The 25,738-nt window shown below is 70.5% G+C and carries 22 protein-coding genes; 10 read left to right on the forward strand and 12 right to left on the reverse strand.

Annotated features, from left to right (window positions below):
• Nucleotides 1-47: 47 nt before the first annotated feature.
• Genes whiA through uvrC form a run of 4 tightly spaced genes read right to left on the reverse strand, consistent with a single transcriptional unit; the run spans nucleotide 48 to nucleotide 5,177 of the window.
• Nucleotides 48-1,037, reverse strand: coding sequence for a DNA-binding protein WhiA (whiA, locus tag ACIPSA_RS00440; protein ID WP_030642347.1), 990 nt, complete (start codon nucleotides 1,035-1,037; stop codon nucleotides 48-50).
• Nucleotides 1,028-2,095, reverse strand: coding sequence for a uridine diphosphate-N-acetylglucosamine-binding protein YvcK (yvcK, locus tag ACIPSA_RS00445; RefSeq protein WP_402626934.1), 1,068 nt, complete (start codon nucleotides 2,093-2,095; stop codon nucleotides 1,028-1,030). Before yvcK ends, whiA begins: the two co-directional genes overlap by 10 nt.
• Nucleotides 2,092-3,093, reverse strand: coding sequence for an RNase adapter RapZ (gene rapZ / locus ACIPSA_RS00450; protein ID WP_402626936.1), 1,002 nt, complete (start codon nucleotides 3,091-3,093; stop codon nucleotides 2,092-2,094). Before rapZ ends, yvcK begins: the two co-directional genes overlap by 4 nt.
• Entirely contained in the window at nucleotides 3,090-5,177 is a 2,088-nt protein-coding gene (gene uvrC / locus ACIPSA_RS00455; protein WP_402626939.1) for an excinuclease ABC subunit UvrC, read from the reverse strand. Before uvrC ends, rapZ begins: the two co-directional genes overlap by 4 nt.
• A gap of 475 nt (nucleotides 5,178-5,652) precedes the next feature.
• Here uvrC and ACIPSA_RS00460 point away from each other — a divergent pair, with 475 nt between their 5' ends.
• Entirely contained in the window at nucleotides 5,653-6,600 is a 948-nt protein-coding gene (locus tag ACIPSA_RS00460; protein WP_402626941.1) for a hypothetical protein, read from the forward strand.
• Nucleotides 6,601-6,625: 25 nt separating this feature from the next.
• Here ACIPSA_RS00460 and ACIPSA_RS00465 read toward each other — a convergent pair whose 3' ends face one another.
• Nucleotides 6,626-7,054: a Rieske (2Fe-2S) protein gene (locus tag ACIPSA_RS00465; protein WP_402626943.1), complete on the reverse strand. Its 429-nt coding sequence runs from the start codon at nucleotides 7,052-7,054 to the stop codon at nucleotides 6,626-6,628.
• Nucleotides 7,055-7,235: 181 nt separating this feature from the next.
• Between ACIPSA_RS00465 and ACIPSA_RS00470 the strand changes: the two genes are divergently transcribed.
• Nucleotides 7,236-8,306, forward strand: a complete 1,071-nt coding sequence (locus ACIPSA_RS00470; protein ID WP_402626946.1) for a LacI family DNA-binding transcriptional regulator — start codon at nucleotides 7,236-7,238, stop codon at nucleotides 8,304-8,306.
• Complete coding sequence (locus tag ACIPSA_RS00475; RefSeq protein ID WP_402626948.1) at nucleotides 8,303-9,214, forward strand: carbohydrate kinase; 912 nt, start codon at nucleotides 8,303-8,305, stop codon at nucleotides 9,212-9,214. Before ACIPSA_RS00470 ends, ACIPSA_RS00475 begins: the two co-directional genes overlap by 4 nt.
• Before the next feature lie 181 nt (nucleotides 9,215-9,395).
• On the opposite strand, the gene uvrA is transcribed toward ACIPSA_RS00475, so the two are convergent.
• A complete protein-coding gene (uvrA, locus tag ACIPSA_RS00480; protein ID WP_402626951.1) occupies nucleotides 9,396-12,434 on the reverse strand; it encodes an excinuclease ABC subunit UvrA in 3,039 nt (1,012 codons plus the stop codon).
• Between the two features lie 222 nt (nucleotides 12,435-12,656).
• Between uvrA and ACIPSA_RS00485 the strand changes: the two genes are divergently transcribed.
• The 5 genes from ACIPSA_RS00485 (at nucleotide 12,657) to ACIPSA_RS00505 (ending at nucleotide 17,040) form a co-directional block, all read left to right on the forward strand.
• Nucleotides 12,657-13,346, forward strand: coding sequence for a maleylpyruvate isomerase family mycothiol-dependent enzyme (locus ACIPSA_RS00485; protein WP_402626954.1), 690 nt, complete (start codon nucleotides 12,657-12,659; stop codon nucleotides 13,344-13,346).
• Nucleotides 13,347-13,394: 48 nt separating this feature from the next.
• Nucleotides 13,395-14,051 carry an MBL fold metallo-hydrolase gene (locus ACIPSA_RS00490; RefSeq protein ID WP_402626956.1) on the forward strand — a complete coding sequence of 219 codons (657 nt, stop codon included), beginning with the start codon at nucleotides 13,395-13,397 and terminating at the stop codon, nucleotides 14,049-14,051.
• A 396-nt stretch (nucleotides 14,052-14,447) separates the two neighbouring features.
• Entirely contained in the window at nucleotides 14,448-15,332 is an 885-nt protein-coding gene (locus ACIPSA_RS00495) for an ABC transporter substrate-binding protein (RefSeq protein WP_402626959.1), read from the forward strand.
• Nucleotides 15,329-16,270 carry an amino acid ABC transporter permease gene (locus ACIPSA_RS00500; protein ID WP_402626962.1) on the forward strand — a complete coding sequence of 314 codons (942 nt, stop codon included), beginning with the start codon at nucleotides 15,329-15,331 and terminating at the stop codon, nucleotides 16,268-16,270. The genes ACIPSA_RS00495 and ACIPSA_RS00500 overlap by 4 nt, the downstream gene beginning before the upstream one ends.
• Nucleotides 16,267-17,040: an amino acid ABC transporter ATP-binding protein gene (locus ACIPSA_RS00505; RefSeq protein ID WP_402626965.1), complete on the forward strand. Its 774-nt coding sequence runs from the start codon at nucleotides 16,267-16,269 to the stop codon at nucleotides 17,038-17,040. Before ACIPSA_RS00500 ends, ACIPSA_RS00505 begins: the two co-directional genes overlap by 4 nt.
• Nucleotides 17,041-17,070: 30 nt before the next feature.
• Here the strand turns inward: ACIPSA_RS00505 and aroQ are convergent, their stop codons facing one another.
• Nucleotides 17,071-17,544 carry a type II 3-dehydroquinate dehydratase gene (gene aroQ / locus ACIPSA_RS00510; protein WP_402626968.1) on the reverse strand — a complete coding sequence of 158 codons (474 nt, stop codon included), beginning with the start codon at nucleotides 17,542-17,544 and terminating at the stop codon, nucleotides 17,071-17,073.
• A gap of 98 nt (nucleotides 17,545-17,642) precedes the next feature.
• Between aroQ and ACIPSA_RS00515 the strand changes: the two genes are divergently transcribed.
• Together ACIPSA_RS00515 and ACIPSA_RS00520 are read left to right on the forward strand one after the other, a co-directional pair.
• Nucleotides 17,643-18,689: a S66 peptidase family protein gene (locus ACIPSA_RS00515; RefSeq protein ID WP_402626971.1), complete on the forward strand. Its 1,047-nt coding sequence runs from the start codon at nucleotides 17,643-17,645 to the stop codon at nucleotides 18,687-18,689.
• Nucleotides 18,690-18,794: 105 nt separating this feature from the next.
• Complete coding sequence (locus ACIPSA_RS00520) at nucleotides 18,795-20,066, forward strand: MFS transporter (RefSeq protein WP_402629386.1); 1,272 nt, start codon at nucleotides 18,795-18,797, stop codon at nucleotides 20,064-20,066.
• A gap of 33 nt (nucleotides 20,067-20,099) precedes the next feature.
• Here ACIPSA_RS00520 and ACIPSA_RS00525 read toward each other — a convergent pair whose 3' ends face one another.
• From ACIPSA_RS00525 to ACIPSA_RS00545, 5 genes are all read right to left on the reverse strand, one after another.
• Nucleotides 20,100-21,200, reverse strand: coding sequence for a calcium:proton antiporter (locus ACIPSA_RS00525; protein ID WP_402626973.1), 1,101 nt, complete (start codon nucleotides 21,198-21,200; stop codon nucleotides 20,100-20,102).
• 110 nt (nucleotides 21,201-21,310) lie between these two features.
• Nucleotides 21,311-21,613, reverse strand: coding sequence for a hypothetical protein (locus ACIPSA_RS00530; protein WP_402626976.1), 303 nt, complete (start codon nucleotides 21,611-21,613; stop codon nucleotides 21,311-21,313).
• Nucleotides 21,614-21,743: 130 nt separating this feature from the next.
• A complete protein-coding gene (locus ACIPSA_RS00535) occupies nucleotides 21,744-22,745 on the reverse strand; it encodes a TerC family protein (RefSeq protein WP_402626979.1) in 1,002 nt (333 codons plus the stop codon).
• 234 nt (nucleotides 22,746-22,979) lie between these two features.
• Entirely contained in the window at nucleotides 22,980-25,043 is a 2,064-nt protein-coding gene (locus ACIPSA_RS00540) for a TerD family protein (RefSeq protein ID WP_402626982.1), read from the reverse strand.
• A 59-nt stretch (nucleotides 25,044-25,102) separates the two neighbouring features.
• Nucleotides 25,103-25,681 (reverse strand): TerD family protein, encoded by a 579-nt coding sequence (locus ACIPSA_RS00545; protein ID WP_402626985.1) that lies wholly within the window; start codon nucleotides 25,679-25,681, stop codon nucleotides 25,103-25,105.
• Between the last annotated feature and the right edge of the window lie 57 nt (nucleotides 25,682-25,738).

Here is a 25,738-nt window from a genome sequence, read left to right on the forward strand (position 1 = left end):
CGATGTCCCAAAAGGACATCGGCACCGGCGAGTTGGCAGGCCTTCGGTCAGCCGGCCAGGTTGTCGGCCAGCTCCTCGGAGAGGTTGGCCTCGGTCCCCGGGATGCCCAGGTCGGAGGCGCGCTTGTCGGCCATCGCCAGCAGTCGGCGGATACGGCCCGCGACGGCGTCCTTGGTGAGCGGCGGGTCGGCGAGGGCGCCCAGCTCTTCCAGGGAGGCCTGCTTGTGCTCCATGCGCAGCCGGCCGGCGGCCGCGAGGTGCTCGGGAACCTCGTCGCCGAGGATCTCCAGGGCGCGCTGGACACGGGCACCGGCGGCGACGGCCGCGCGCGCGGAGCGGCGCAGATTGGCGTCGTCGAAGTTGGCGAGCCGGTTGGCCGTGGCGCGGACCTCGCGCCGCATCCGGCGCTCCTCCCAGGCCAGCACGGACTCGTGCGCGCCGAGGCGGGTCAGCAGGGCGCCGATCGCGTCACCGTCACGGACGACGACCCGGTCCACGCCACGCACCTCGCGGGCCTTGGCGGCGATCGACAGCCGACGCGCGGCGCCGACCAGGGCGAGCGCGGCCTCAGGGCCCGGGCAGGTCACCTCCAGGGAGGAGGAGCGACCGGGCTCGGTCAGTGAGCCGTGCGCCAGGAAGGCCCCGCGCCAGGCCGCCTCCGCGTCACAGGTGGCCCCGGAGACCACCTGCGGGGGCAGGCCCCGGATCGGGCGCCCACGGCCGTCCACGAGCCCCGTCTGCCGGGCCAGCTGGTCGCCGCCCGCGACGACACGCACCACGTACCGCGAGCCGCGGCGCAGTCCCCCGGGCGCCATCACGATCAGCTCGGAGCTGTGGCCGAAGATCTCCAGGATGTCCCGCTTGAGGCGGCGGGCGGCCATCGCGGTGTCCAGCTCCGCCTCGATCACGATGCGCCCGCTCACCAGGTGAAGGCCGCCGGCGAACCGCAGGATGGCCGAGACCTCCGCCTTCCTGCAGCAGGTCCGGGTGACGGGGAGCCGGGAGATCTCGTCCTTCACCGCTGCCGTCATCGCCATGGGCCGATCCTTCCATGCATCCGAAAAATACGGTCGTACGCGGCGGCCAACAGCTCCGGGTCGTGCCGGGGAGAACCGTCCGTCCGGGCCACCGTCGCCAGCTCGACCGCGGCTCCGAGCCGCTCGGCGGCTTCGATGAGCGAGTCGCGGTCGGGCACGGCGGCCTCGTCGGCCAGCACCACGTCCAGGGCGAGTTTAGGGGCGTGTCGCCCCAAAACCTCCAAATGACGCTGCGGGGAGAAACCTTCGGTTTCTCCGGGCTGCGGAGCGAGGTTCAGCGAGAGTACCCGGCGTCCCTTCGTCTCCATGAGGGCGTCCAGCAGTTCGGGGACGAGCAGGTGCGGGATGACCGAGGAGAACCAGGAGCCGGGGCCGAGCACCACCCAGTCCGCGTCCAGGACTGCCTCGACGGCCTCGGGGACGGCGGGCGGGTCGTGCGGCACCAGGTGCACGGACTGCACCTCACCGGGCGTGAGGGCGACCGTCGCCTGGCCGCGCACGGTGTCCACATCCTCCGGCCGGGCCGGGTCGTGCCCCTTGACCAGGGCCTGGAGCTCCAGCGGCACCGCGGACATGGGCAGCACGCGCCCGTGCGCGCCGAGCAGCTTGCCGACCAGGTCGAGGGCCTGGACGTGGTCGCCGAGCTGTTCCCACAGCGCGACGATCAGCAGGTTGCCGACCGCGTGGTCGTGCAGGTCGCCCTGGGAGGTGAAGCGGTGCTGGATGACCCGGGCCCAGGTCTGGCCCCAGTCGTCGTCGCCGCACAGCGCGGCCAGGGCCTTGCGCAGGTCGCCGGGCGGAAGTACGCCCAGTTCGTCGCGCAGGCGCCCGCTGGAGCCGCCGTCGTCGGCCACGGTCACGACGGCGGTGAGGTCACCGGTGATCCGGCGCAGCGCGGCAAGCGAGGCGGACAGGCCCATGCCGCCGCCGAGGGCGACCACCTTGGGCTGGGCGCCGCGGCGGCGCGGCCGTGCGCCGCGCGCCTCGGCGGGGCGGCCCGCGCGTGCCTCGGGCACCATCCGGCGCAGCCTGCCCAGCCGCGGAGTGCGTTGCGTCATTCCCGTCCCATGTCCCGGTGTACGACCACCGTCTCCACGCCCTCGGCCGCGAGCCGCGCGGCCAGCTTCTCCGACATGGCGACCGAACGGTGCTTGCCGCCGGTGCAGCCGATCGCGATGGTCACATAGCGCTTGCCCTCGCGCCGGTATCCGGCCGCGATGAGGCGCAGCAGCTCGGCGTACCTGTCGAGGAACTCCTTGGCGCCGGGCTGGTTGAAGACGTACGCGGCCACCTCCTCGTTGAGGCCGGTGTACGGGCGCAGCTCCGGGACCCAGTGCGGGTTGGGCAGGAAGCGCATGTCCGCGACCAGGTCGGCGTCGACCGGGAGGCCGTACTTGAAGCCGAAGGACATCACGGTGGCCCGCAGCTCGGGCTCCTCCTCCCCGGCGAACTGGGCGTCCATCTTGGCGCGCAGCTCGTGCACGTTGAGGCTGGAGGTGTCGATCACCAGGTCGGCGTCGCCGCGCAGCTCGCGCAGCAGCTCGCGCTCGGCGGCGATGCCGTCGACGATGCGGCCGTCGCCCTGCAGGGGGTGCGGACGGCGCACGGACTCGAAGCGCCGCACCAGGGCCTCGTCGGAGGACTCCAGGAAGACGATGCGCCGGGTGACGGCCCTGGAGTCGAGGTCGGCGAGGGATTCGCGCAGGTTGTCGAAGAAACGGCGGCCGCGCACGTCGACGACGACCGCGATCCGCGCCACATTGCCCTGGGACCGCGCGCCCAGCTCCACCATGGTGGGAATGAGCGCGGGCGGAAGGTTGTCGACGACGAACCAGCCGAGGTCCTCCAGACACTTGGCGGCCGTCGACCGGCCCGCTCCGGACATGCCGGAGATGATCACCAGCTCGGGGATGGCCGCCTCGGGGACCCCGGCCGATGTGACGTCCGTACTCACCTGTGCTCCGTTTTCCTGGACCGCTTCCTGCGGCTGACCTTGGCCCGCCTCCTGGTGGGTCTGATCTCGCTCCGCTGCGTGCTGGGCGTCGTGCTCGGTCATGTCTCCTGCCCCCGTCGTTCGTCCGGGGCGCCCGCGGTCACGGGCTCCCCCGAGGAATCCGCCGTCGCTGCGGGTTCCTCGTCATCAATGATCTCTCCAGTCGCCGTGTTCACGGCGGGTGCGGCCGGGGCCGCCTGAGCGAGGGCCGCTGCGATGGTCTCGGCCGTCTTGCGGCCTATGCCGGGCACTTCCTGGATCTGCTCGATTGTGGCCGACCGCAGCTTCTTCACCGAGCCGAAATGTTTGATCAGCGTCTGTTTGCGGGTCTCGCCGAGGCCCGGCACGTCGTCCAGCGGGCCGGCCCGGAAGCGCTTGGCGCGCTTGGTCCGCTGATAGGTGATCGCGAAGCGGTGCGCCTCGTCGCGGACGCGTTGGAGCAGGTAGAGGCCCTCGCTGGTGCGGGGCAGGACGACCGGGTCGTCGTCGTGCGGCAGCCAGACCTCCTCCAGGCGCTTGGCGAGGCCGCAGACGGCGATGTCGTCGATGCCCAGCTCGTCCAGGGCCCGCTTCGCGGCCGCGACCTGCGGCTGACCGCCGTCCACGACCACGAGCTGGGGCGGGTAGGCGAACTTCTTGGGACGGCCGTCGTCGTCCTTGAGGCCGTTGCCCCCGAGACCGTCGCCCTCGGCGCCGTCCTCCACCCATTCGCCCGTCCTCTCCTTCTCGACGAGGTAGCGCCGGAAGCGGCGGCTGATCACCTCGTGCATGGAGCGGACGTCGTCCTGGCCCTCGCCGTGCCAGATCTGCGTGTCTCCGACACGACCCTTGATCTGGAAGCGGCGGTACTCGCTCTTGCGCTGCAGCCCGTCCTCGAAGACGACCATGGAGGCCACGACGTCGTCGCCCTGGAGGTGCGAGATGTCGTAGCACTCGATGCGGAGGGGGGCGCTGTCCAGGCCGAGGGCGTCCGCGATCTCCTCCAGGGCACGCGAGCGTGTGGTGAGGTCGGAGGCGCGCTTGGTCTTGTGCAGGGCGAGTGCCTGCTGGGCGTTGCGCTCGACCGTCTCCATCAGGGCCCGCTTGTCGCCGCGCTGCGGGATGCGCAGTGAGACATTCGAACCGCGGCGCCCGGTCAGCCACTCCTGGACCGGCTCGACCGGGTCGGGCAGCGCCGGGACGAGGACCTCTTTGGGGACGGCGTCCCCGGTCTCCTCGCCGTAGAGCTGCTGGAGGGCGTGCTCGACGAGGGCGGCGGTGGTGATCTCCTCGACCTTGTCGGTCACCCAGCCCCGCTGACCGCGGACGCGCCCGCCGCGCACGTGGAAGATCTGGACGGCCGCCTCCAGCTCGTCCTCGGCGACGGCGACGAGGTCGGCGTCGGTCGCGTCGGCGAGCACGACCGCGTTCTTCTCCATCGCCTTCTTCAGAGCCTCGATGTCGTCGCGCAGGCGGGCGGCCCGCTCGTACTCCATCTCCTCGGCCGCCTCCATCATCTGCTTCTCCAGACGACGAAGGTACGTGCCCGTCCGGCCGGCCATGAAGTCACAGAACTCCTCGGCCAGTTCCCGGTGCTCCTCGGCGGAGATCCGTTCCACGCAGGGCGCCGAGCACTTGCCGATGTAGCCGAGCAGACAGGGACGCCCGGTGCGGCCGGCGTTCTTGAAGACACCAGCCGAGCACGTACGCACGGGAAACACCCGAAGCAGCAGATCGACCGTGTCCCGGATCGCCCAGGCGTGTCCGTACGGCCCGAAGTACCTGACGCCCTTCTTCTTGTGACCGCGCATCACCTGCACGCGCGGGAACTCCTCGTTCATCGTCACCGCGAGGTACGGGTAGCTCTTGTCGTCGCGGTACTTGACATTGAACCGGGGGTCGTACTCCTTGATCCAGGAGTACTCCAGCTGCAGCGCCTCGACCTCCGTCGACACGACGGTCCACTCCACGGACGTGGCCGTGGTCACCATCGTCCGGGTGCGCGGGTGGAGGTTCGCCAGGTCCTGGAAGTAGTTCGCCAGGCGCTGGCGCAGGCTTTTCGCCTTTCCGACGTAGATCACCCGGCGGTGCTCGTCACGGAACCTGTACACCCCGGGGGAGTCCGGGATCTGTCCCGGCTTGGGACGGTAGCTGGAGGGGTCGGCCATGTCTCACACCCTACTGGCGAGGGGTGACAGTCCGGCGGGGCTGTGGACAACGCCCCGGGCGGTCGCCAGGTCACCGCTTGCCGACGTGCCGCCGCGCTGTGTGAACGGCGACCGCGGCGGGGACGAGCCGGGGCCCGCCGCGATCACCCTGTTCGAGCGCAGCCGAGGGTTTGGGCGAGCGCGCTCCCGGCGCGCCGGGCAGGCGGGACTTTCGAGCAGCCCTGCGCCGGAGGAACCGGCTCGGGCCCGCCGCGACTGGGTCGCGGCTCGGCCAGGTGTGCCGCGCGGCTGGACAGGAGGTGTTGTCGGGGCTTGGTCAACACGCTTCAATGCGGGGGAACTCGGGGCAGTGAACGACGGCGTCCGGATACGGCGTACGGATGTGCAGGCGCCCCGGCGCCGACGGGGTGGCCCCGGAAACCCGCGCGAACGGTCTGACCAGCCGTAGTGAACATTCACAGAAAGGCCCCTGTGCATGCCGCACGCCACACAGCACGCGGACGTCGCCACCGCGGAACTGGACACGGCCCTGCGGGGCGGCCCCTTCCATGTCGCCCTGCGCGCAGCGATCGCCGCCCGCGGACTGCCGCTCCAGCGCGTGCAGCACCACCTCTCGCGCCACGGGGTCAAGGTGGGCGTGACGAGCCTGAGCTACTGGCAGCAGGGCGCCCGCCGCCCGCAGCGCCCCGAGTCGTTGCGGGCCGTGCGGGCGCTGGAGGAGATCCTGCAGCTGCCCGACGAGTCGCTGATCCGGCTGCTGGCCGAGGCAGACGAGCGCCCGGCCGTGCAACGCCCGGCGGCCCGCTCGTACCGGTCTCTGATCGAGGCCTCGGACGTCCTGGACCGGCTCCTGGCCGAGCTGGGCTGGTCCCTCGACGGCGGGCTGCACACCCTCGGGCACCACGAGCGCGTACGGATCGGGGCGCGCCGTGAGCTGGCGGGCCGCGAGTCGCAGCACATCGTGCGGGCCCACCGGGACGGCGTCGACCGCTTCGTGGCCGTCCACCACGGCGACCCTGGCTGCGCGCCGGAGCGTATGGCGGTGCACGCCCTGGAGAACTGCCGCACCGGACGCGTCCGCCTGGATCACGAAACCGGCATGCTCGTCGCCGAGCTGCTCTTCGGTACCCGGCTGCGGTCCGGCGACACCTTCCTCTTCCGGTACGGCATCGATGACGGCACGGCCGGGGGGTCACGCGAATACGTCCGCGGTTTCGGCTTCCCCGGCGGCCAGTACGCGCTCCAGGTGCGGTTCGACCCGAACGCGCTGCCGGTGCGCTGCCACCGGTTCGCCCAGCACTCGCCGGCCGCCCCGCGCAGCGGCCGGCACGAGCTGCCCCTGAGCGGGCTGCACCGCTCGGTGCACCTGGTCGAGCCGCGGGTCCGGCCGGGGATTGTGGGAATCGGCTGGGACTGGGACTGAACGGGTCTCCCCCTGCGCCTGCCGATCAGGCGCCGGGCCCCGCGATGATCTTCCCGTTCGCGGCCTTGACCGGCAGCTCGGCCAACGGCTCCGTGGCAGGGGCCTGGACCACCTTTCCGGTGACGGCATCGAACTCACTGCCGTGGCACGGGCAGACCAGGGTCGTCCCCTGGAGCTTGTTGATGGGGCACCCCGCGTGCGTGCAGATCGTGCTGTACGCCTTGAGTGTGTCGGCCTCGTCCCGGCTGACCACCACGTTGTGGTCCCGGTACAGCTTCGCGCTCCCCTTGGCGACGTCGCTCTCGGCCCCGAGCTCGACCGGCGCGGTCGGCGTCGCGTCGGTGGTGACGCCGCCTCCGATCGCCGAGCAGGCGGTGAGACCGAGGCCGGCCAGCGGAGTGACGGCGGCTCCTCGCAGGACGGTACGGCGGCTCGCCGAGGATCGGCCGGGCATCAGGATCTCCACTGGTCGGGGATGGTGCAGGCCGACGATACCTGGACAGATCCGCTCGCCTCATGGTGGGTACGGGTGGGGCCGGTCAGGGTCGTAAACGTTTGCGCAAGCGTTTACGTCTGCCGTTGGATGGGATACCTTCCCGGCCATGAGGCCCACCGCGGCCCGGGGAGGAAACACGATGCCCACCATGGCCGACGTCGCACGGAGCGCCGGAGTCTCCGTGGCGACCGTCTCCCACGTGCTGAACGGCACGCGTCCGGTACTGCCCCACACCCGTCAGGCGGTGCTGGACGCGATCGACCAGCTCGGCTACACGCCCAACACCCTCGCCCGCTCCCTGGTGACCTCCCGCACCCGCTCCATCGGGCTCGCGGTGTCGGCGATCAGCAATCCCTACTTCACGGAGATCCTCCAGGGCGTCGAGGCCGCCGCCCTGGAGCACGGCTACAGCCTGCTCATCGCCGACCCGCACGACGACCCCGGGCACGAACGCAAGGTCGTCCAGCTGCTCCACGAGCGACGGGTGGACGGCATGATCGTCGCCCCCTCCGCGGACCCGCGCGAGCTCGTCGCCTACCTGGGCCGCCACGCCGTGCCGACCGTGTTCCTCGACCGGGTGATCGACACCCACGCCGGCGACGCCGACAGCGCCCCGCGCTTCGACCAGGTCTGCGCCGAGAACACCGGACCGATGACCCGGCTCGTCACCCATCTCGCCGCACTGGGCCACCGCCGGATCGGCCTGGTCGCCGGCCTGCCCGGGCTCAGCACCACCGGCGAACGGATCACCGGCTACCGGCACGGCCTCGCCGCCGCCGGACTGGCCCACGACGAAGGCCTCGTGGTCCCCGGCAACTCCGAGTCGGCGCGCGCCCAGCAGGCCACCGCGGCCCTGTTGTCCCTCGGCGCCCCGCCCACGGCGCTGATCACCGCCAACAACGCGATGACCATCGGCACCCTGCGTGCCCTGCGCGAACGCGGCCTGACCGTGCCCGACGACATCGCCCTGTGCTGCTTCGACGACTTCGCCTGGGCGGACCTGTTCTCGCCCCGGCTCACCGCGATCGCCCAGCCCAGCAGGGAGATCGGCGCGCAGGCCGTGCGGGTACTGCTGGACCGACTGGCCGCACCCGACCGGCCCGCCCGGACGGTGCGGCTGCCCTGCGCCTTCGTCCACCGCACCTCGTGCGGCTGCCCCGAACGGCCCGCACGGGCCGCCGACCTGCCCAGGAAAGGAACCGACTCGTGATCGTCGTCGCCGGTGAGGCACTGATCGACCTCGTACCGCAGGGCACGGGTGCCCTCGCGGGCCTGCAGCCGGCGCTCGGCGGCGGCCCGTACAACACGGCCGTGGCCCTCGGCCGTCTCGGCTCCCCCACCGCCTTCTGCTCCCGCACCTCGCACGACGCCTTTGGCGAGGCCCTGCTCGACGGGCTGCGGCGGGCGGGCGTGGATGTCTCGGGTGTCCAGCGCGGCACGGAGCCGACCACCCTCGCGGTCGCCACCATCGACGGGAACGGCTCGGCCGCCTACTCCTTCTACGTCGAGGGCACCGCCGACCGTCTGTTCACGGCCCCCGCCGACCTCCCCGCCGCTGCACGCGCGGTGTCCTTCGGTACCTGCTCGCTCGTCCTGGAACCGGGGGCGAGCGCCTATGAGGAACTGATGCGGACCTCGGCCGCACGGGGTCTCTTCACCGCGCTCGACCCGAACATCCGGGCGGGCCTGATCCCCGACGCGGACGCATACCGGGCACGCTTCAAGAGCTGGCTGCCTTCGGTGACGCTGCTGAAGGTCTCCGAGGAGGACGCCGAGTGGCTGGGCGGCACCCCCCGCGAGTGGCTGGCCGAGGGACCTTCGGCCGTCGTGCTCACCCGGGGCGCCGACGGACTGACCGCCTTCACCCGGGACGGCGCGGAGCACTCCGTGCCGGGCGAGAAGGTCGAGGTCGTCGACACGATCGGCGCCGGCGACACGGTGAACGCGGCCCTGCTGCACGGCCTGTCCACGCAGGACGCCCTCTCCCCCGAGGCGATCGCCGGCCTGGGCGCCGACGGCTGGACACGGCTGCTGCGGTTCGCGGCGCGCGCGGCGGCGGTGACCTGCTCACGGGCGGGGGCGGAACCGCCGTTCGCCGCTGAACTGGGGGACTTCTAGCGGTACTTGCAACGCTGATGCTGTTGTCAAGGTTCAGCTGGCCGCTCGGTTCGTGGGACCTGTCGGACCGCAGGGCCAGGGTGGCTGATGGTGGAACGAGCGGTGCCCCGCGGGGAGTTCCCGCGGGGAGTTCCCGCGGGGCACCGTTTTTTGAGGACTTGTCAGGATGTGGCGACCCAGCTCACGCCTTGCGTGCCCGCGTCGTCTTCTTCGCGGGTGCCGCCTTCTTCGTGACCCCGGCGGCCTTCGTGGTCGCCGTGTTGTTGGTGGCCTTGGCAGTCCTGACCGTGGCCGTCTTCTTCGCCGTCGCGCCGGCCGCGACCGTCTTCTTCGTGGCCGTCTTGCGCGGGGCCGGCACCGAGGCCGCGTCGCTGATCCGGTCGGCGCCGAGGATCTCGCGCAGGAACTTGCCGGTGTGGCTGGCCGGAACCCCGGCGACCTCCTCCGGCGTGCCCTCGGCGACGACGAGCCCGCCGCCGGCGCCGCCCTCCGGCCCCATGTCGACGACCCAGTCAGCGGTCTTGATCACGTCGAGGTTGTGCTCGATGACGATGACCGTGTTGCCCTTGTCAACCAGGCCGGACAGGACCTTCAGCAGCTTGCTGATGTCCTCGAAGTGCAGACCGGTGGTCGGCTCGTCCAGGACGTAGACCGTGCGGCCGGTGGAGCGCTTCTGCAGCTCGCTGGCGAGCTTGACGCGCTGCGCCTCACCACCGGACAGGGTGGTCGCGGACTGCCCGAGCCTGACGTAGCCGAGGCCGACGTCCTTCAGCGTGTTGAGGTGGCGGGCGATCGCGGGGACGGCCTCGAAGAACTCCGTCGCCTCCTCGATCGGCATGTTCAGGACGTCGGCGATGGACTTGCCCTTGTAGTGGACGTCCAGGGTCTCCCGGTTGTACCGGGCGCCGTGGCAGACCTCGCACGGGACGTACACGTCCGGGAGGAAGTTCATCTCGATCTTGATCGTGCCGTCGCCCGCGCAGTTCTCGCAGCGACCGCCCTTGACGTTGAAGGAGAAACGGCCGGGCAGATAGCCGCGGACCTTCGCCTCGGTCGTCTCGGCGAAGAGCTTGCGGACGTGGTCGAAGACGCCGGTGTACGTCGCCGGGTTGGACCGCGGGGTGCGGCCGATGGGCGACTGGTCGACGTGCACGACCTTGTCGACGAGGTCGTCGCCGTCCACCCGTGTGTGCCGCCCGGGGACGTTCCTCGCGCCGTTCAGCTCGCGGGCCAGGTGCGTGTACAGGATGTCGTTGACCAGCGTCGACTTGCCGGAGCCGGACACGCCCGTGACGGCCGTGAACACGCCCAGCGGGAACGACACGTCGATGTCCTGCAGGTTGTTCTCGCGGGCGCCGTGCACGGTGAGCCGACGGGACGGGTCGTGCGGGCGCCGGATACCGGGCAGCGGGATCGACTTCTTGCCGGACAGATACTGACCGGTCTCCGACTCGGCGTTGGCCAGCAGTTCCTTCAGGGAGCCGCTGTGCACGACCTTGCCGCCGTGCTCACCCGCGCCGGGGCCGATGTCGACGACCCAGTCGGCGACCTTGATGGTGTCCTCGTCGTGCTCGACGACGATGAGCGTGTTGCCCATGTCGCGCAGCCGGACCAGGGTCTCGATCAGCCGGTGGTTGTCGCGCTGGTGCAGACCGATGGACGGCTCGTCCAGGACGTACAGGACGCCGACCAGGCCGGAGCCAATCTGCGTGGCCAGGCGGATGCGCTGGGCCTCGCCGCCGGAGAGGGTGCCCGCCGCGCGGTTCAGCGAGAGGTAGTCCAGGCCGACGTCGACCAGGAACCGCAGCCGCTCGTTGACCTCCTTCAGTACCCGCTCGGCGATCTTCTTGTCGCGGGCGTTGAGCTTCAGCTCGCCCAGGAAGTCCGCGCAGTCGCTGATGGACATGGCGGAGACCTCGGCGATCGACTTCTCCATGATCGTGACGGCGAGGACGATCGGCTTCAGACGCGTGCCCTCACAGGTGGGGCAGGGCACCTCGCGCATGTAGCCCTCGAAGCGCTCACGGCTGGCGTCGCTCTCGGCCTCGCCGTGCCGACGCTTGACGAAGGGGACGGCGCCCTCGAAGGGCGTGGTGTACACGCGCTCGCGTCCGTACCTGTTGCGGTAGCGGACCTCGATCTGCGTCTTGTGGCCGTAGAGAAGGGCCTTCTTGGCGCGCTGCGGCAGACCGGCGAAGGGGATGTCCGTGCGGAAGCCCAGCGCGTCCGCGAGGGCTCCGATCAGGCGGCCGAAGTAGTCCTTGGTGTGCCCGTGCGACCAGGGGTGGATGGCGCCCTCGTCGAGGGACTTGTCCTCGTCCGGGACGATCAGTTCCGGGTCGACCTCCATGCGCGTGCCGATGCCCGTGCACTCGGGGCAGGCGCCGAAGGGCGAGTTGAAGGAGAAGGAGCGGGGCTCCAGCTCCTCGAAGGACAGGTCGTCGTACGGGCAGTACAGGTGCTCCGAGTACATGCGCTCGCGCTCGGGGTCGTCCTCGGGGAGGTCGACGAAGTCCAGCACGACCATGCCGCCGGACAGGCCGAGGGCGGTCTCCACGGAGTCGGTGAGGCGGCGCTTGGCGGAGTCCTTCACCGTCAGGCGGTCGACGACCACCTCGATGGTGTGCTTCTCCTGCTTCTTCAGGGTGGGCGGTTCGGAGAGCTGGATGGTCTGGCCGTCCACGCGTGCGCGGCTGTAGCCCTTGGTCTGGAGGTCGGCGAACAGGTCGACGAACTCTCCCTTGCGCTCGCGCACCAAGGGCGACAGCACCTGGAAGCGGCTCCCCTCCGGCAGCTCCAGAACCCTGTCGACGATGGCCTGCGGCGACTGGCGCGAGATGGGGCGGCCGCACTCGGGACAGTGCGGCTTGCCGATGCGCGCGAAGAGCAGACGCAGGTAGTCGTAGACCTCGGTGATCGTGCCGACCGTCGAGCGCGGGTTGCGCGAGGTCGACTTCTGGTCGATGGAGACAGCCGGGGAGAGGCCCTCGATGAAGTCCACGTCCGGCTTGTCCATCTGGCCGAGGAACTGGCGGGCGTACGAGGAGAGCGACTCCACGTAGCGCCGCTGGCCCTCGGCGAAGATCGTGTCGAACGCCAGCGAGGACTTGCCCGACCCAGACAGGCCCGTGAAAACGATGAGCGAGTCGCGCGGCAGGTCGAGCGAGACATTCTTCAGATTGTGCTCGCGCGCGCCACGGACGATGAGACGGTCGGCCACGCCGGTCCGCACCTTTCTTGAGAGAAGTGACAGGGGCGGGGCCCCCGTCCTCTTCAGACTAGGGGGAGCCACTGACAACGCCGGTCGGATTCCCGGTGGCATAACAATCCCCGGCCATCCAGCATGCCCGACGCCGCACACGACCATATAGCACGCACATTCGATTTGCGGGCCCGGTCCGCCACCTTCACCCGAAGGAGTGGCGGAGCTAGGGTCGGCCCCATGATTGATCACGAGCGTGACCTGGCGTCTGTACGTGACGCGACCGAACGACTCCTCGCCGCAGCCGCCGCACTGGACAACGCGTCCGTCGCCGAGTCGTCACGGCTGCCCGGCTGGACCCGCGGCCATGTCCTCGCTCACCTCGCCCGCAACGCGGACGCGCTCGTGAACGCCCTGGAGGGGCGTCCGATGTACGACTCCGCGGAGGCCAGGGACGCCGACATCGAACGGGACGCCCCGCGCGCCCTCGACGTCCAGCTCGCCGATCTGCGCGAGAGTGGCGCCCGCTTCCAGGCGGCGGGGGCAGCGCCCGCGGACTGGTCGCGCACCCTGGAGCTGCGCAACGGGGTCACCGACTCCGCGTCCCGGGTGCCGTTCCGGCGCTGGGCCGAGGTCGAGCTGCACCATGTGGACCTCGGGATCGGGTACGAGATGGAGAATCTTCCGGCCGAGTTCACGGAGCGGGAGATCGACTTCCTCGCACAGCGCTTCGGCGGGCACCAGGACGTGCCGTCGACCGGCCTGGTAGCCGACGGCGGGCGAACCTGGACCACGGGCGGCGGCGCGTCCGGTGGCCCGATCTCGGTGGAGGGAACGGCCGCCGATCTGCTCGGCTGGCTCGCCGGCCGCCGCGACGGGTCCGGGCTGAGGGTGAAGGGCGGCGCGCTGCCGGCGCTTCCTCCGCTGTAGTACATGGACGCACCCCTCGGGCCGCTCCCCCGCTATAGGCTGATCACCATGACGTACAGCGGTGAGGTGACGGTCGGCGGACCGGCCGACGTGCACGAGCTCAAAGACCTGATGATCACCAAGATCGCGGTCGGTCCGATGGACAACAACGCCTATCTGCTGCGCTGCCGGGCCACGGACGAGCAGCTCCTGATCGACGCCGCCAACGAGGCGGAGATGCTGCTCGGCATGATCGGTGACGACGGCATCGCGTCCGTCGTCACCACGCACCAGCACGGTGACCACTGGCAGGCGCTCGCCGAGGTCGTGGCGGCCACGCGCGCGCGTACATACGCGGGGCGGGACGACGCCGCCGGCATCCCGGTGCCGACCGACGTTCTGGTGGACGACGGCGACGTGATCCGGGTGGGGCGTGTGGAGCTCACCGCGCGCCATCTGGTCGGGCACACGCCGGGGTCGATCGCGCTGGTCTACGACGACCCGCACGGTCACCCACACGTCTTCACCGGAGACTGCCTGTTCCCGGGCGGCGTGGGCAACACACGCAAGGATCCGAAGGCGTTCGCCAGTCTGATCCACGACGTCGAGACGAAGATCTTCGACGTGCTGCCGGACGAGACCTGGGTCTACCCGGGCCACGGCAACGACACCACGTTGGGCGCCGAGCGACCGCATCTTCCGGAGTGGCACGCGCGCGGGTGGTGAGCGCGAGCGTTTGAGCCCCGGCCGGGTTCGAGGACACCGCGCCGGGAGCTTCTCGGTCACGTGGGGCGCGAACGAAGGGCCCGCAGTCCTCGCGTGCGCCCGGCGTGGACTCCGTACGCGCGCCCCGTGTGAACTTTTCGCACGCGCCGGTGACCCGCGTGCGCTCCCGAGGCACGTTGGTGCGCGGTCAACTGGAGGCAGCCCCGCACAGGATGACGGCTCCTGAGCGGTATGGGCCGCCGGTCTTCCGATCCCCGCCCTCGGCCGGCGGCCCAGGCGAGCACGGCACAGAGATGCTCTGAGGGACGTTCACACAGCTGCAACACCTGTTCCCACTATGCGGACAATTACCGCCTTGACCTCGACAAACGCGGTATTCGCTGTCACTCTCCCGCCATGCACCTTGCCCCTCGCGCGCTGCATCGCGCCGTCGCCGCCGCCACCCTTGCCCTGCTCGCCACAGCTGTCGGCTGCGCTCCGCAGCCGGAGGAGAAGGCGTCCGCTACTCCGTCCGGGTCGGCCGGAACCACTTGCGCCAAGGGCGAGTTGGCCACGAAGACGTCGGGCAAGCTGACGATCGCCACCGACGAGCCGGCGTACGAGCCCTGGTTCAAGGACGACAAGCCGGCCAACGGCGAGGGCTTCGAGTCGGCGGTCGCGTACGCCGTGGCGAAGCAGCTCGGCTACGACAAGAGCGCCGTCGTGTGGCAGAGCGTTCCGTTCAACAAGGCCTTCGCTCCCGGCGAGAAGACCTTCGACTTCGACATCAACCAGGTGTCCATCAGTGCAGAGCGCAAAAAGGCCGTGGACTTCTCGTCCGGCTACTACGACGTGCGCCAGGCCGTCATCGCGCTGAAGGGCACCAAGGCCGCGAAGGCGACGAGCATCGCGGACCTGAAGGGCCTCAAGCTGGGCGCCCAGGTCGGCACCACCAGCCTCGACTACATCGACGACGTGGTGAAGCCGGAGCAGCAGGCGGCCGTGTACGCCAAGAACGACCAGGCGAAGTCCGCGCTGAAGAACGGTCAGGTCGACGCGATCGTCACCGACCTGCCGACCGCCTTCTACATCACGGCGGCCGAGGTGACGAACGCCAGCATCGTCGGGCAGTTCGAGAACCAGGGCGGCACCGCCGAGCAGTTCGGGCTCGTGCTCGACAAGGGCAGCGCGCTCACGTCGTGCGTGACCGGCGCCGTCGACGCCCTGCGCAAGGACGGCACCCTGGCGAAGATCGAGAAGCAGTGGCTCTCCGACGCCGTCGGCGCCCCGGTGCTCAAGTGACGGTCACTAAGGACGAGTCCGGCCGGGAGGGCGCGGACGACAAGGGTGACATGTCCGACGGCGGCGAGGACGGCATGCCCGGCACGGGCGACGGTTACGTCCCGTCGCGGCGGCGGCTCGACCGCGAGCGCTACAAGCGCACCCGGACCCGTCGCGCCACGGCGATCGCGGCGCTCTCGACCCTGGTCACGGCTGCCTTCCTCTATCTGATCGTCGTCGACGCGCCGGGCTGGCCGCGCACCAAGGAGACGTTCTTCAACGGGCAGTACGCGCGCGAGGCGTTCCCCAAGGTCCTGGAGGGCCTGTGGCTGAACGTCCGGCTGCTGTTCGTCTGCGGTGCCGCCGTGCTGGTCCTCGGGATGCTGATCGCCATCGCGCGCACGCTCCGCGGGCCGGTGTTCTTCCCGCTGCGAGTGCTCGCGGCCGCGTACACCGACTTCTTCCGCGGGCTGCCCCTCATCATCAATCTGATGATCGTGGTGCTGGGTGTCCCGGCGCTGCGGCTGCAGGGCGTGACCGTCGACCCGGTGCTGCTCGGCGGTACGGCTCTGACGCTGACCTACTCGGCGTACGTGGCCGAGGTGTTCCGCGCCGGCATCGAGTCGGTGCACCCCTCGCAGCGCGCCGCCGCCCGCTCGCTCGGCCTCACCAACCGGCAGGCCCTGCGCCACGTCGTCCTGCCCCAGGCGGTGCGCCGCCAGGTGCCGCCGCTGCTCAACGACCTGGTGTCGCTGCAGAAGGACACCGGGCTCGTGTCGATCGGCGGCGCGATCGACGCCGTACGGGCAGCGGACATCATCGTGGGCCGCAGCCTCAACTACACGCCGTACATCGTCGCGGGACTGGTGTTCGTGGCGCTGACCATCCCGATGACCCGCTTCACGGACTGGGTGACGGCCAGGATGGACCGGCAACGGGCCCAGGGAGGATCGATATGAGCGACGCCCCCGGCATCCCCGGCGGCTCCCCCGTGCTGCGGATGGAGTCCGTCCGCAAGACCTTCGGCGACTCGGTCGTGCTGCGGGACGTCGACCTGGAGGTCGCCCCGCACACGGTGACCGCGCTGATCGGCGCTTCCGGCTCCGGCAAGTCCACACTGCTGCGCTGCGTCAATCTCCTGGAGGAGATCGACGACGGCGCGATCTGGCTGGACGGCGAGGAGATCACCGACCCCCGTGTCGACCAGGACGCGGTGCGCCGCCGTATCGGCGTGGTCTTCCAGGCGTACAACCTCTTTCCGCACATGACCGTGCTGGAGAACATCACGCTCGCCCCGCGCCGGGTGCACGGCGTGCCGCGCGAGGAGGCGGAGGAGCGCGCCGCGGGGCTCCTGGAGCGGCTCGGGCTCGGCGGCAAGGCGGGTGCCTACCCGGACCGGCTGAGCGGCGGCCAGCAGCAGCGCGTGGCGATCGTCCGCGCCCTGGCGGTACGCCCCCGGCTGCTGCTGCTCGACGAGATCACCGCCGCCCTCGACCCCGAGCTGGTGGGTGAAGTACTCGCCGTGGTCCGCGACCTGAAGGACGACGGCATGACGATGGTGCTGGCGACGCACGAGATGGGCTTCGCGCGGGATGTCGCCGACCAGGTTTGTTTCCTGGACGGAGGGGTCGTGCTGGAGCGCGGAACCGCCGAGCAGGTCTTCGGCGACCCGCAGCAGGAGCGCACGCGGCGCTTCTTGCGGCGGATCGTGGAGGCGGGGCGGCTCTAGGCCCCGCGCCGCCATCCGACTCGACGAGCGCTAGGCGTCGGCCTGTGCGGCCCCCACCAGCGCCGCCACCCGCTCCACACCGAACACGTACCCCTGCACGCCGCACCCCGCGATCACGCCGTCGGCACGCAGGGAGACGTACGAGTGGTGCCGGAACGACTCACGCTGGTGGATGTTGGAGATGTGGACCTCGAGGACCGGCATGCCGTCGCACGTGTTCAGTGCGTCCAGAATCGCGACCGAGGTGTGCGAGTAGGCGCCGGGGTTGATGACGATCCCGCAGTGGTTGAGCCGCGCCTCGTGGATCCAGTCGACCAACTCACCCTCGTGGTTGGACTGCCGGAAGTCCACCGTGCCGCCGTGCGCGGCCGCCGCCTTGGCACACATCGCCTCGACGTCGGCGAGCGTGTCCTTGCCGTAGATCTCCGGCTGACGCTGGCCGAGCAGATTGAGGTTGGGCCCGTTGAGGATCATGATCGGGGCGTTGGCCAGGGTGCGGGGCACGGTTCCTCCGGTCCTTTCGGGGGCGGTCCGTCGGGGACCGCCGCTCGGACCCGGTTTATCACGGTGAAGAAGCTGGGCGAGAGCCGTACCCTCCCCGCATGATCACGCCCTCGTACCCTCCCAAGCCCTCGCCCGGCGACCGCATAGCCGTCATCTCGCCCTCGGCCGGTCTGCCGGAGCTCTTCCCGCGCCCCTACGAACTGGGCCTGGAGCGGCTGCGGAAGGACTTCGGTCTCGAACCGGTCGAGTACCCGACGACCCGCAGGATGGGCGCGACGCCGCAGGAGCGGGCCGACGACATCCACGCGGCCTTCGCCGACCCGGACATCAAGGCGGTGATCGCCTCGATCGGCGGTGACGACCAGCTCACGGTGCTTCCGCTGCTGGACCGGGAGTTGATCAGGGCGAACCCGAAGCCGTTCTTCGGGATGAGCGACAACACGAACCTGCTCGTCTACCTGCGCAACACCGGAATCGTCGGCTATCACGGGGCAACGGTGATGTGCGAGCTGGGCCGTCCCGGCGCCATGCACCCGCAGACCGCCGAGTCCCTCAGGGCGGCGCTGTTCACCTCCGGCGAGTACGAACTCCGGCCCGCCGAGCGCTGGAACGACGTCAATCGCGACTGGGCCGACCCGGCCACCTTCGACTCGGAGCCGGACACCCGGCCCGGCACCGGCTGGACCTGGCTGAACGCCGACCGGGTGGTCGAGGGGCGCAGCTGGGGCGGAAACCTGGAGATCCTCGGATGGCTGCTGATGGCCGACCGCGAGATCTCGCACGACCTCTCCGAGTACGACGGCGGAGTCCTGTTCCTGGAGACCTCGGAGGAGCTGCCGAGCGGCGCGGAGGTCTTCAGGACCCTGCGCAACTTCGGCGAGCGCGGCCTGCTGCGGCGGTTCTCCGCGCTGCTGATGGCCCGTCCCAAGACCTGGTCCCTCGAGCGGCCCAACCGGCCGGAGGAGGCAACGCGTTACGCGACGGAACAGCGTGAGGCCGTACAGCGCGCGCTGAAGACGTATGCGCCCGACATGCCGGCCGTCTTCGACGTGGACTTCGGCCACACGGATCCCCAGATCGTCATCCCCTACGGAGGCACGGTCCGCGTCGACGGTCCCGCCCGGCGCATCACCGTCACCTACTGAAGCACCGAGTGACCCACGCCTCACCTCCGCACGCCCCCGTAACCCGGGATCACTGTGGGTAGTTGACGCGGCATGGACGATGTACGCACCGTAAGGGCCCCCTCCATGCTGCGGCTGGCGGTCGCCTCGCTCGTCGGGACCGCGATCGAGTTCTACGACTTCTTCGTCTACGGGACGGCGGCGGCACTCGTCCTGGGGCCACTGTTCTTCCCGACGTTCTCGCCGCTGGCGGGGACGCTGGCGGCCTTCGGGACGTTCGGTGTGGGGTTCGTGGCCCGGCCGCTGGGCTCGGCGCTGTTCGGGCACATCGGGGACCGGCACGGGCGGCGGCCCGTGCTCGTCGTCTCGCTGCTGCTGACCGGCGCCTCGACGGTCGCGGTCGGGTGCGTGCCGACGTACGACTCGATCGGTGTCACCGCTCCCCTGCTGCTGCTCGTCCTGCGCTTTCTGCAGGGGCTGGGGCTCGGTGGGGAGTGGGGCGGGGCGGTGCTGCTGACCTCGGAACACGCGCCCGCCGAGCGACGAGCGCTGTGGTCGAGCTTTCCCCAGGTCGGGCCCGCCGTCGGCTTCGTGCTCGCCAACGGCGTGATGCTGGCGCTGTCGGCGACGCTGTCCGACGCGCAGTTCGCGCAGTGGGGATGGCGCGTGCCGTTCTGGGTGGCCGGGGTGCTGGCCGTGGCCGGACTGTGGCTGCGCTCGTCGCTCGCCGAAAGTCCGCAGTTTCTCGAGATCGAGGACCACGCGCGCGTGCCGCTGGCGGACGTCGTACGGCACCACTGGCGGCTGGTCCTGCTGACGGCAGGGGCGCTCGCGGTCGGCTACGCGGTGTTCTACGCGGTGACGACCTGGGCCCTGGCGTATGGGACCGAGCGGCTCGGAGTGAGCCGTACCGTCATGCTGACCTGCATCATGGCCGCCGTCGTGGTGAAGGGTGCGCTCACGCCCCTGATGGCGCTGCTCGGCGACCGCTACGGACGGCGGCCGCTGTGCCTGGCGGGGTGCACGGCCATCGTCCTGTGGATGTTCCCGATGGTCGCGCTGCTGGCGACGGCCGAACCACTGCTGATGTTCCTGGGCTTCCTGGGGGCGCTGATCGCGTTCATCGCCATGTTCGCGGTGATCGCCGCGTATCTGCCGGAGCTGTACGAGCCGCGGGTGCGCTGCACCGGAGCCGCGGTGGGCTACAACCTCGGCGGGGTCCTCGGCGGCGCGCTCACACCGATCGTGGCGACCGCGCTCGCGGAGCACGGAGGACGCGTTCCCTGGGGAGTGGGCGCGTATCTGACGGGCATCGCCCTGCTCAGTCTCGGGTGCTTCGCGCTGCTGCCGGAGACCCGTCCGGCGCCGGTGGTGGCGGTGGAGCATGTCGCCGGGTGACGGGTGGTACGGCGGATCCGTGCGCCACGCCCGTTACGGGTTGACGGCCAGTTCCAGATAGGCGGCGAACACCACCAGGTGCACGCCTCCCTGAAGCGGCGTGGCGCGCCCCGGTACGACCGTCAGGGAGCTCACCACAATCGTCAGGGCGAGCAGCAGCATGCCCGTGGCGCCGAGCCCGAGGATCAGCGGCCCGGAGAGCCAGACGGAGGCGAGGGCGACGGCGGGGATGGTCAGGCCGATGCTGGCCATCGCCGAGCCGAGCGCGAGGTTGAGGCTGGTCTGCACCCGATCGCGGCCGGCCGAACGCAGCGCGGCAATCGTCTCCGGGAGCAGCACGAGCAGTGCGATGATCACGCCGACGACGGCCTGGTTCAGACCGGCGGCCTGCACGCCCGACTCGATGGTGGGCGAGACGCCCTTGGCGAGGCCGACCACGCCGATCAGGGCGAGGCCCAGCATGCCGAGGCTGATCCAGGCGGCGCGTGCTGACGGAGCCTGGGCGTGGTCGTCCGCGGTGATCACCTCGCCCTGCCGGGTGATGGGCAGAAAGTAGTCCCGGTGCCGCACGGTCTGGGTGGCCACGAACAGGCCGTACAGGATCAGCGAGGACAGTGCGGCGAAGGTCAGCTGAACACCGGAGAACTCCGGGCCCGGCTTGCTGGTGGTGAAGGTCGGCAGGACCAGGCTCAGCGTGGCCAGGGTCGCCACGGTCGCGAGGGCGGCACCAGTGCCCTCGGGGTTGAAGACGGCGGTGCCGTGACGGAGCGAGGCGACGAGGAGGCACAGGCCGACGATGCCGTTGCAGGTGATCATCACGGCCGCGAAGACCGTGTCCCGGGCCAGCGTCGCGCTCTTGGCACCTCCGTCGGCCATGAGGGTGACGATCAGGGCGACCTCGATGACCGTGACGGCGATGGCGAGGACCAGGGAGCCGAAGGGCTCGCCGACACGGTGGGCCACCACCTCGGCGTGGTGCACGGCGGCCAGGACGGAACCGGCGAGCACCACGGTGACGAGCGCGACAACCGCGCCGGGGAGATCGCGCCCCCAGGTGAAGAGGAGCAGGACGACCGCGAACACCGGCACGAGGAACGTCCACTGTGTGGTGAGCGACCTGAGCCTAGTGATCATGCAGCGATGGTGACAGAGGCGTACAGGGTTCGCATTCTGCTCCTTTCAGGGTGCCGGAGGCCCGGCGCCGGCGCGGCGCGGGCCCCCGGTGGTTCGGCTCTCGGGCCTGCTCACCCGAAGTCGTTCATGTCCACGACGTCGCAGTCGGTGAAGGACGGCGGCCGGGTGCACAGGGCGGTCATCTGCTCGGCGAACTTGCTCGTCTCGGGGTCACTGCTGTTGCGCATGGCCTCCTCGTGCGAGTTGAACTCGATCACCGCGAGATAGCGGCCCGGCCGGCTCCTGTCCGCGAGGACCAGACGGCGCGTGGGACCGTTCTCGCGGCCAGCGAAGCGCTTTTCCATGTCCTCGGACAGGGCCCGCATCTCCTCGATGCGGTCTGTCTCGAAGTCGATGATCTGGACGAACTTCATGGCTGCCTCCACCGGGGCGGCGGGCGTCCCCGGCGGGGACGCGCTCAGCCCCCAACGAAGCATCGGGAGCGGTGCTCGGCAATCACCCCGCACCGCTCCCCGGGGACCGTTGTTCCTACGTCCGCGATGGTCAGGCGTCGACGCTGTCCTTCGGAGCGCCTTCGCCGCGCACCTGCGCCGCTTCGAGCGCCGACTGCCTCCGGGACGCCAGCAGGCTGGTGACCGTGGTGACGATCAGGACCGCGCAGATCACGCCGAGCGAGACCGGGACACTGATCTCCGGAACGTGCACCCCGGATTCATGCAGCGCGTGCAGCACCAGCTTGACGCCGATGAAGCCGAGGATGACCGACAGGCCGCACGAGAGGTGCACCAGCTTCTTCAGCAGGCCGCCGATCAGGAAGTACAGCTGCCTGAGGCCCATCAGGGCGAAGGCGTTGGCGGTGAAGACGATGTACGGGTCCTGTGTCAGGCCGAAGATCGCGGGGATCGAGTCGAGCGCGAAGAGCACGTCCGTGGTGCCGATCGCGAGCATCACGACCAGCATCGGCGTCATCACGCGCTTGCCGTTCTGCTGGATCCACAGCTTGGTGCCGTGATAGCGGTCGGCCACGCCGAACCTGCGCTCGGCGGCCTTGAGCAGCTTGTTCTCCTCGTACTCCTCGTCCTTCTCCTCGGCCCTGGCCTCCTGGATCAGCTTCCAGGCGGTCCAGATCAGAAAGGCGCCGAAGAGGTAGAAGACCCACGAGAAGCTGGTGACGATCGCGGCTCCCGCGGCGATGAACACGGCCCGCAGAACCAGGGCTATGAGCACGCCGACCAGCAGCACACGCTGCTGGTACAGCGAGGGCACCGCGAACTTCGCCATGATCAGGACGAAGACGAAGAGGTTGTCGACGCTGAGCGACTTCTCGGTGATGAAGCCCGCGAAGAACTCGCCGGCCGGCTGCCCGCCGGCGAAGACCAGCAGGCCGAGGCCGAAGAGCCCGGCCAGGGAGATCCAGACGACGGTCCAGATCCCGGCTTCCTTGGTCGATACGTCATGGGGTTTACGGCCGATGAAGAAGTCGACCGCGATCAGGGCAGCAAGGCCCGCGATGGTGAGGACCCACAGGGTCACGGAAACATCCATTGCGCCTCCGGCAGTACGTAGCAGTACGTAACGGCAAACAGTCAGCGTCGTCGCCGCCGGAGGTCTCTTCCGCCCAGAATGGGCCGACGCCCCGGGATCTGGCCTGATCCGTATTGACGGGAACGCCGCAGCAGATAGGGAGTACTCCCCTCCGTGCGGAAAACAGTACCCCAATCACCAAGGAAAGGTAAAGTCCTTGGTAAAGGAAAAACCAAATCGCCAGGTCGGATGACTTTACGTGTGCTTGGTACGGGCGGCCGAGACCTGCGCGAGCACATGATGGAGCACCTCGCTGCCGGGTGGGACGAGCGAGGGTTCGTACGTCCAGGCATGCCCGACCCACGGATCGGCAAGATGGTCGTCGGGCACCGGGGTGAGTCGCATGAGCGAACGCCAGAGCGGGTCGAGCAACGGGCCGTAGGCGGCGGCGTCCTCGCGATCCGCGACCATCAGCAGATGGACGCTGGCGGACGGTCCTTCGTCGGCGAGATAGCGCAACTGGTTCACGGCCCGGTCGTCGAAGCCGTGCGGGAAGTCGTTGACGATCAGCAGTTGCTGGGCGGTGTCGAGCCCGGGTGGCAACGAATCGGTCGCGCCGCTGCGCAGCGCCATCTGCAGCAGGTCGACGCGCTGGGTGAGTCGGCCGAGGACGTCCGCCACACCCGCGGCGCCGGTCGCGGGCAAAGCCCCCGGCACACCGCCGCGCGCCAGCGGTCCGAGTGCCGACGCCCCCGAGCCCGCCGGATCGATCACATGAACGTCGAACTCGCCCGCCGGGTGAACGGCGAGCAACCGGACCGCGAGCGCCACCGCCGCCTCCATCGCGAGGTGCCGCAGCTCGCCCGGGTCGAAGAACGAGCCGTCAGGAGCCGTCGTGGTACCGCTGTCGATCCACAGACCCCGCTCCAGCGGCAGCCGGACCAGCATCGGGATGCGCAGCGGCGCGCTCTCGGGGAGGTGGAGGTCGCCCAGGCGGAGGGCCATCGGAGGCTCCGTCGGCACGTGGTAGCCGTGCCAGACGGGGTTGTCCCAGCGGGCGTACGCCGGCGGGAGCGCGGGCTCGACCACCTCGGACTCGGCGGCGAGCTGGGCCAGATCACGGTCGAGGACCGCCCTGGCCTGCTCGACGAGCCGGGCCCGCTTGGCGCTGGCCCCCTCGCGCGCGGCGTCGCCCGAGGAGCCGAGCCGGTTGCGGAGGTCCGACAGGACCTGGTCGAGCTCCTTCTCCATGCGGGATTCGGCGAAGTCGACGGCACTGCGGTACGCGGCCATGGTGCGGGCCAGGTCTTCGAACATGCCCCAGACCTGGTTGTACAGCCGCTCCTCCATGGACCAGCCGGCCGCGTCACCGGCGAAGGGCGGAGCGGTCTCTCCGGGCGGGGCGGGGGGTTCCTGTGGCGGGGGCGGGGTCGCGTGCCGCCGGTTCGGGTGGGTGTAGTCGATCGGGCCACCTGCGGGCGTGGACGCAACCGCAGAGGCGTCCGCCGTCTCGGCCCCGCCGGGGCAGGAGGGCTGCTCCGGTCCGCCGGGCATCCCGCCCGGAGTCCCCGACTGCCCCGGCCCGCCCGGCACCTGGCTGTTGCACGGGCTCTGCGCGCCGTACGGTGACGCGGGATGTGGCGATACGGGGTCAGGGGTGCCCTGGGGTGCGGGGCCGGCCTGGTCGGGGCCAGGCGTGGAACGTGCCGTGCTGCGGGATCGGTCGGCGTCCGCCGCACGCGGTGCGGGCGCCGGTATCGAACGGGCCAGACCCCGGGCGACCGCTTCGTGGATGCTGCCCGCCAGTTCGGCGGCCTGGGGCAGGCCCTGGTCGGTGAAGAGCGAGGCGAGGCCGCCCGCGTAACCCTGGCCGACGGCACGGACCTTCCAGGCACCCTGCCTGCGGTACAGCTCCAGGGCGACGACGGCCGACTCGGCGTCCAGGCCGGTGAGGGTGAAGCGGGCGATCCCGGTGCCGTCGAGGCCGGTGACCGTGACGGAGGGAGCGGGGACGAGGCCGAAGCGGGCCGGGCCGTCCGCTCCCGCGGGGAGGGCGAGCAGCACATTGACTCGGTGCACGGCCTCGGGCATGGCGGCCAGGTCCACCGCGAGTCGGTGGTCGGCCGCCGCCTGCCTGGAGACCTCGAGCCCGGGGAGCGCGGGGGCGCCCGGGTGGGCCACCCACTCGACGCCGCGCGCCCTGCCGTTCTCGTCGCTGAGCGTGGCCCCCGCCACGACCGGCGCATCGGCCGAGACCCGGATCTCGAGCCGGACCTGGGAGAGCGGGTGGTTCTGCCCCCGCACCAGTTCGGCCGTCATCGCCTTCGTCCCCCTGTTTGGTGTTGTCGTGCGCCGCTCGCCGGGCCCGTCCGGCCGTCCTACAGGTGCGGCAGGATCGCCGGCATCAGGTCCTGGAAGGTACGGCCGTTGGCCGGGGTGCCCAGGGCGGTCATCGTCCAGCTCGAACCCGCCCGGTGCACCTTCGCCATGATCTGGGCCGTGTAGGTGCCGCCGCCGTCCAGCGTGTAGCGGGCGAGCTCCTGGCCGTTGGTCTCGTCGACCAGGCGGCAGAACGCGTTCTGCACCTCCTGGAAGGTCTGGCCGGTGAAGGAGTTCACCGTGAAGACGATCTGGTCGATGTGGACCGGGACACGCGCCAGGTCGACGAGAATGGCCTCGTCGTCGCCGCCCTGGCCCACGCCGCCGACGAGGTTGTCGCCGGTGTGGCGCACCGAGCCGTCGTCGCTAACCAGGTGGCGGAAGAAGACGACGTCGACCGGCTGCTTCTCCGCGAAGAGCACCGCCGAGGCGTCCAGGTCGATCTCGCGCGTGCGCGTGCCGAACAGGCCACGCCGGGGTGCCGCCTGCCAGCCGAGACCCATACGGACCGCGGTCAGGGTGCCCCCGTCCTTCTTCTCCAGGCTGATGGCCTGACCCTTGGTCATGTTGACGGTCACGGCTGCTTCCCCTCTCGGTTTTCCCCTGTTGCCGCGGTACCCGCGGTTGACCAGAAC

Source organism: Streptomyces sp. NPDC086549, assembly GCF_044746205.1.
Classification (GTDB): domain Bacteria; phylum Actinomycetota; class Actinomycetes; order Streptomycetales; family Streptomycetaceae; genus Streptomyces.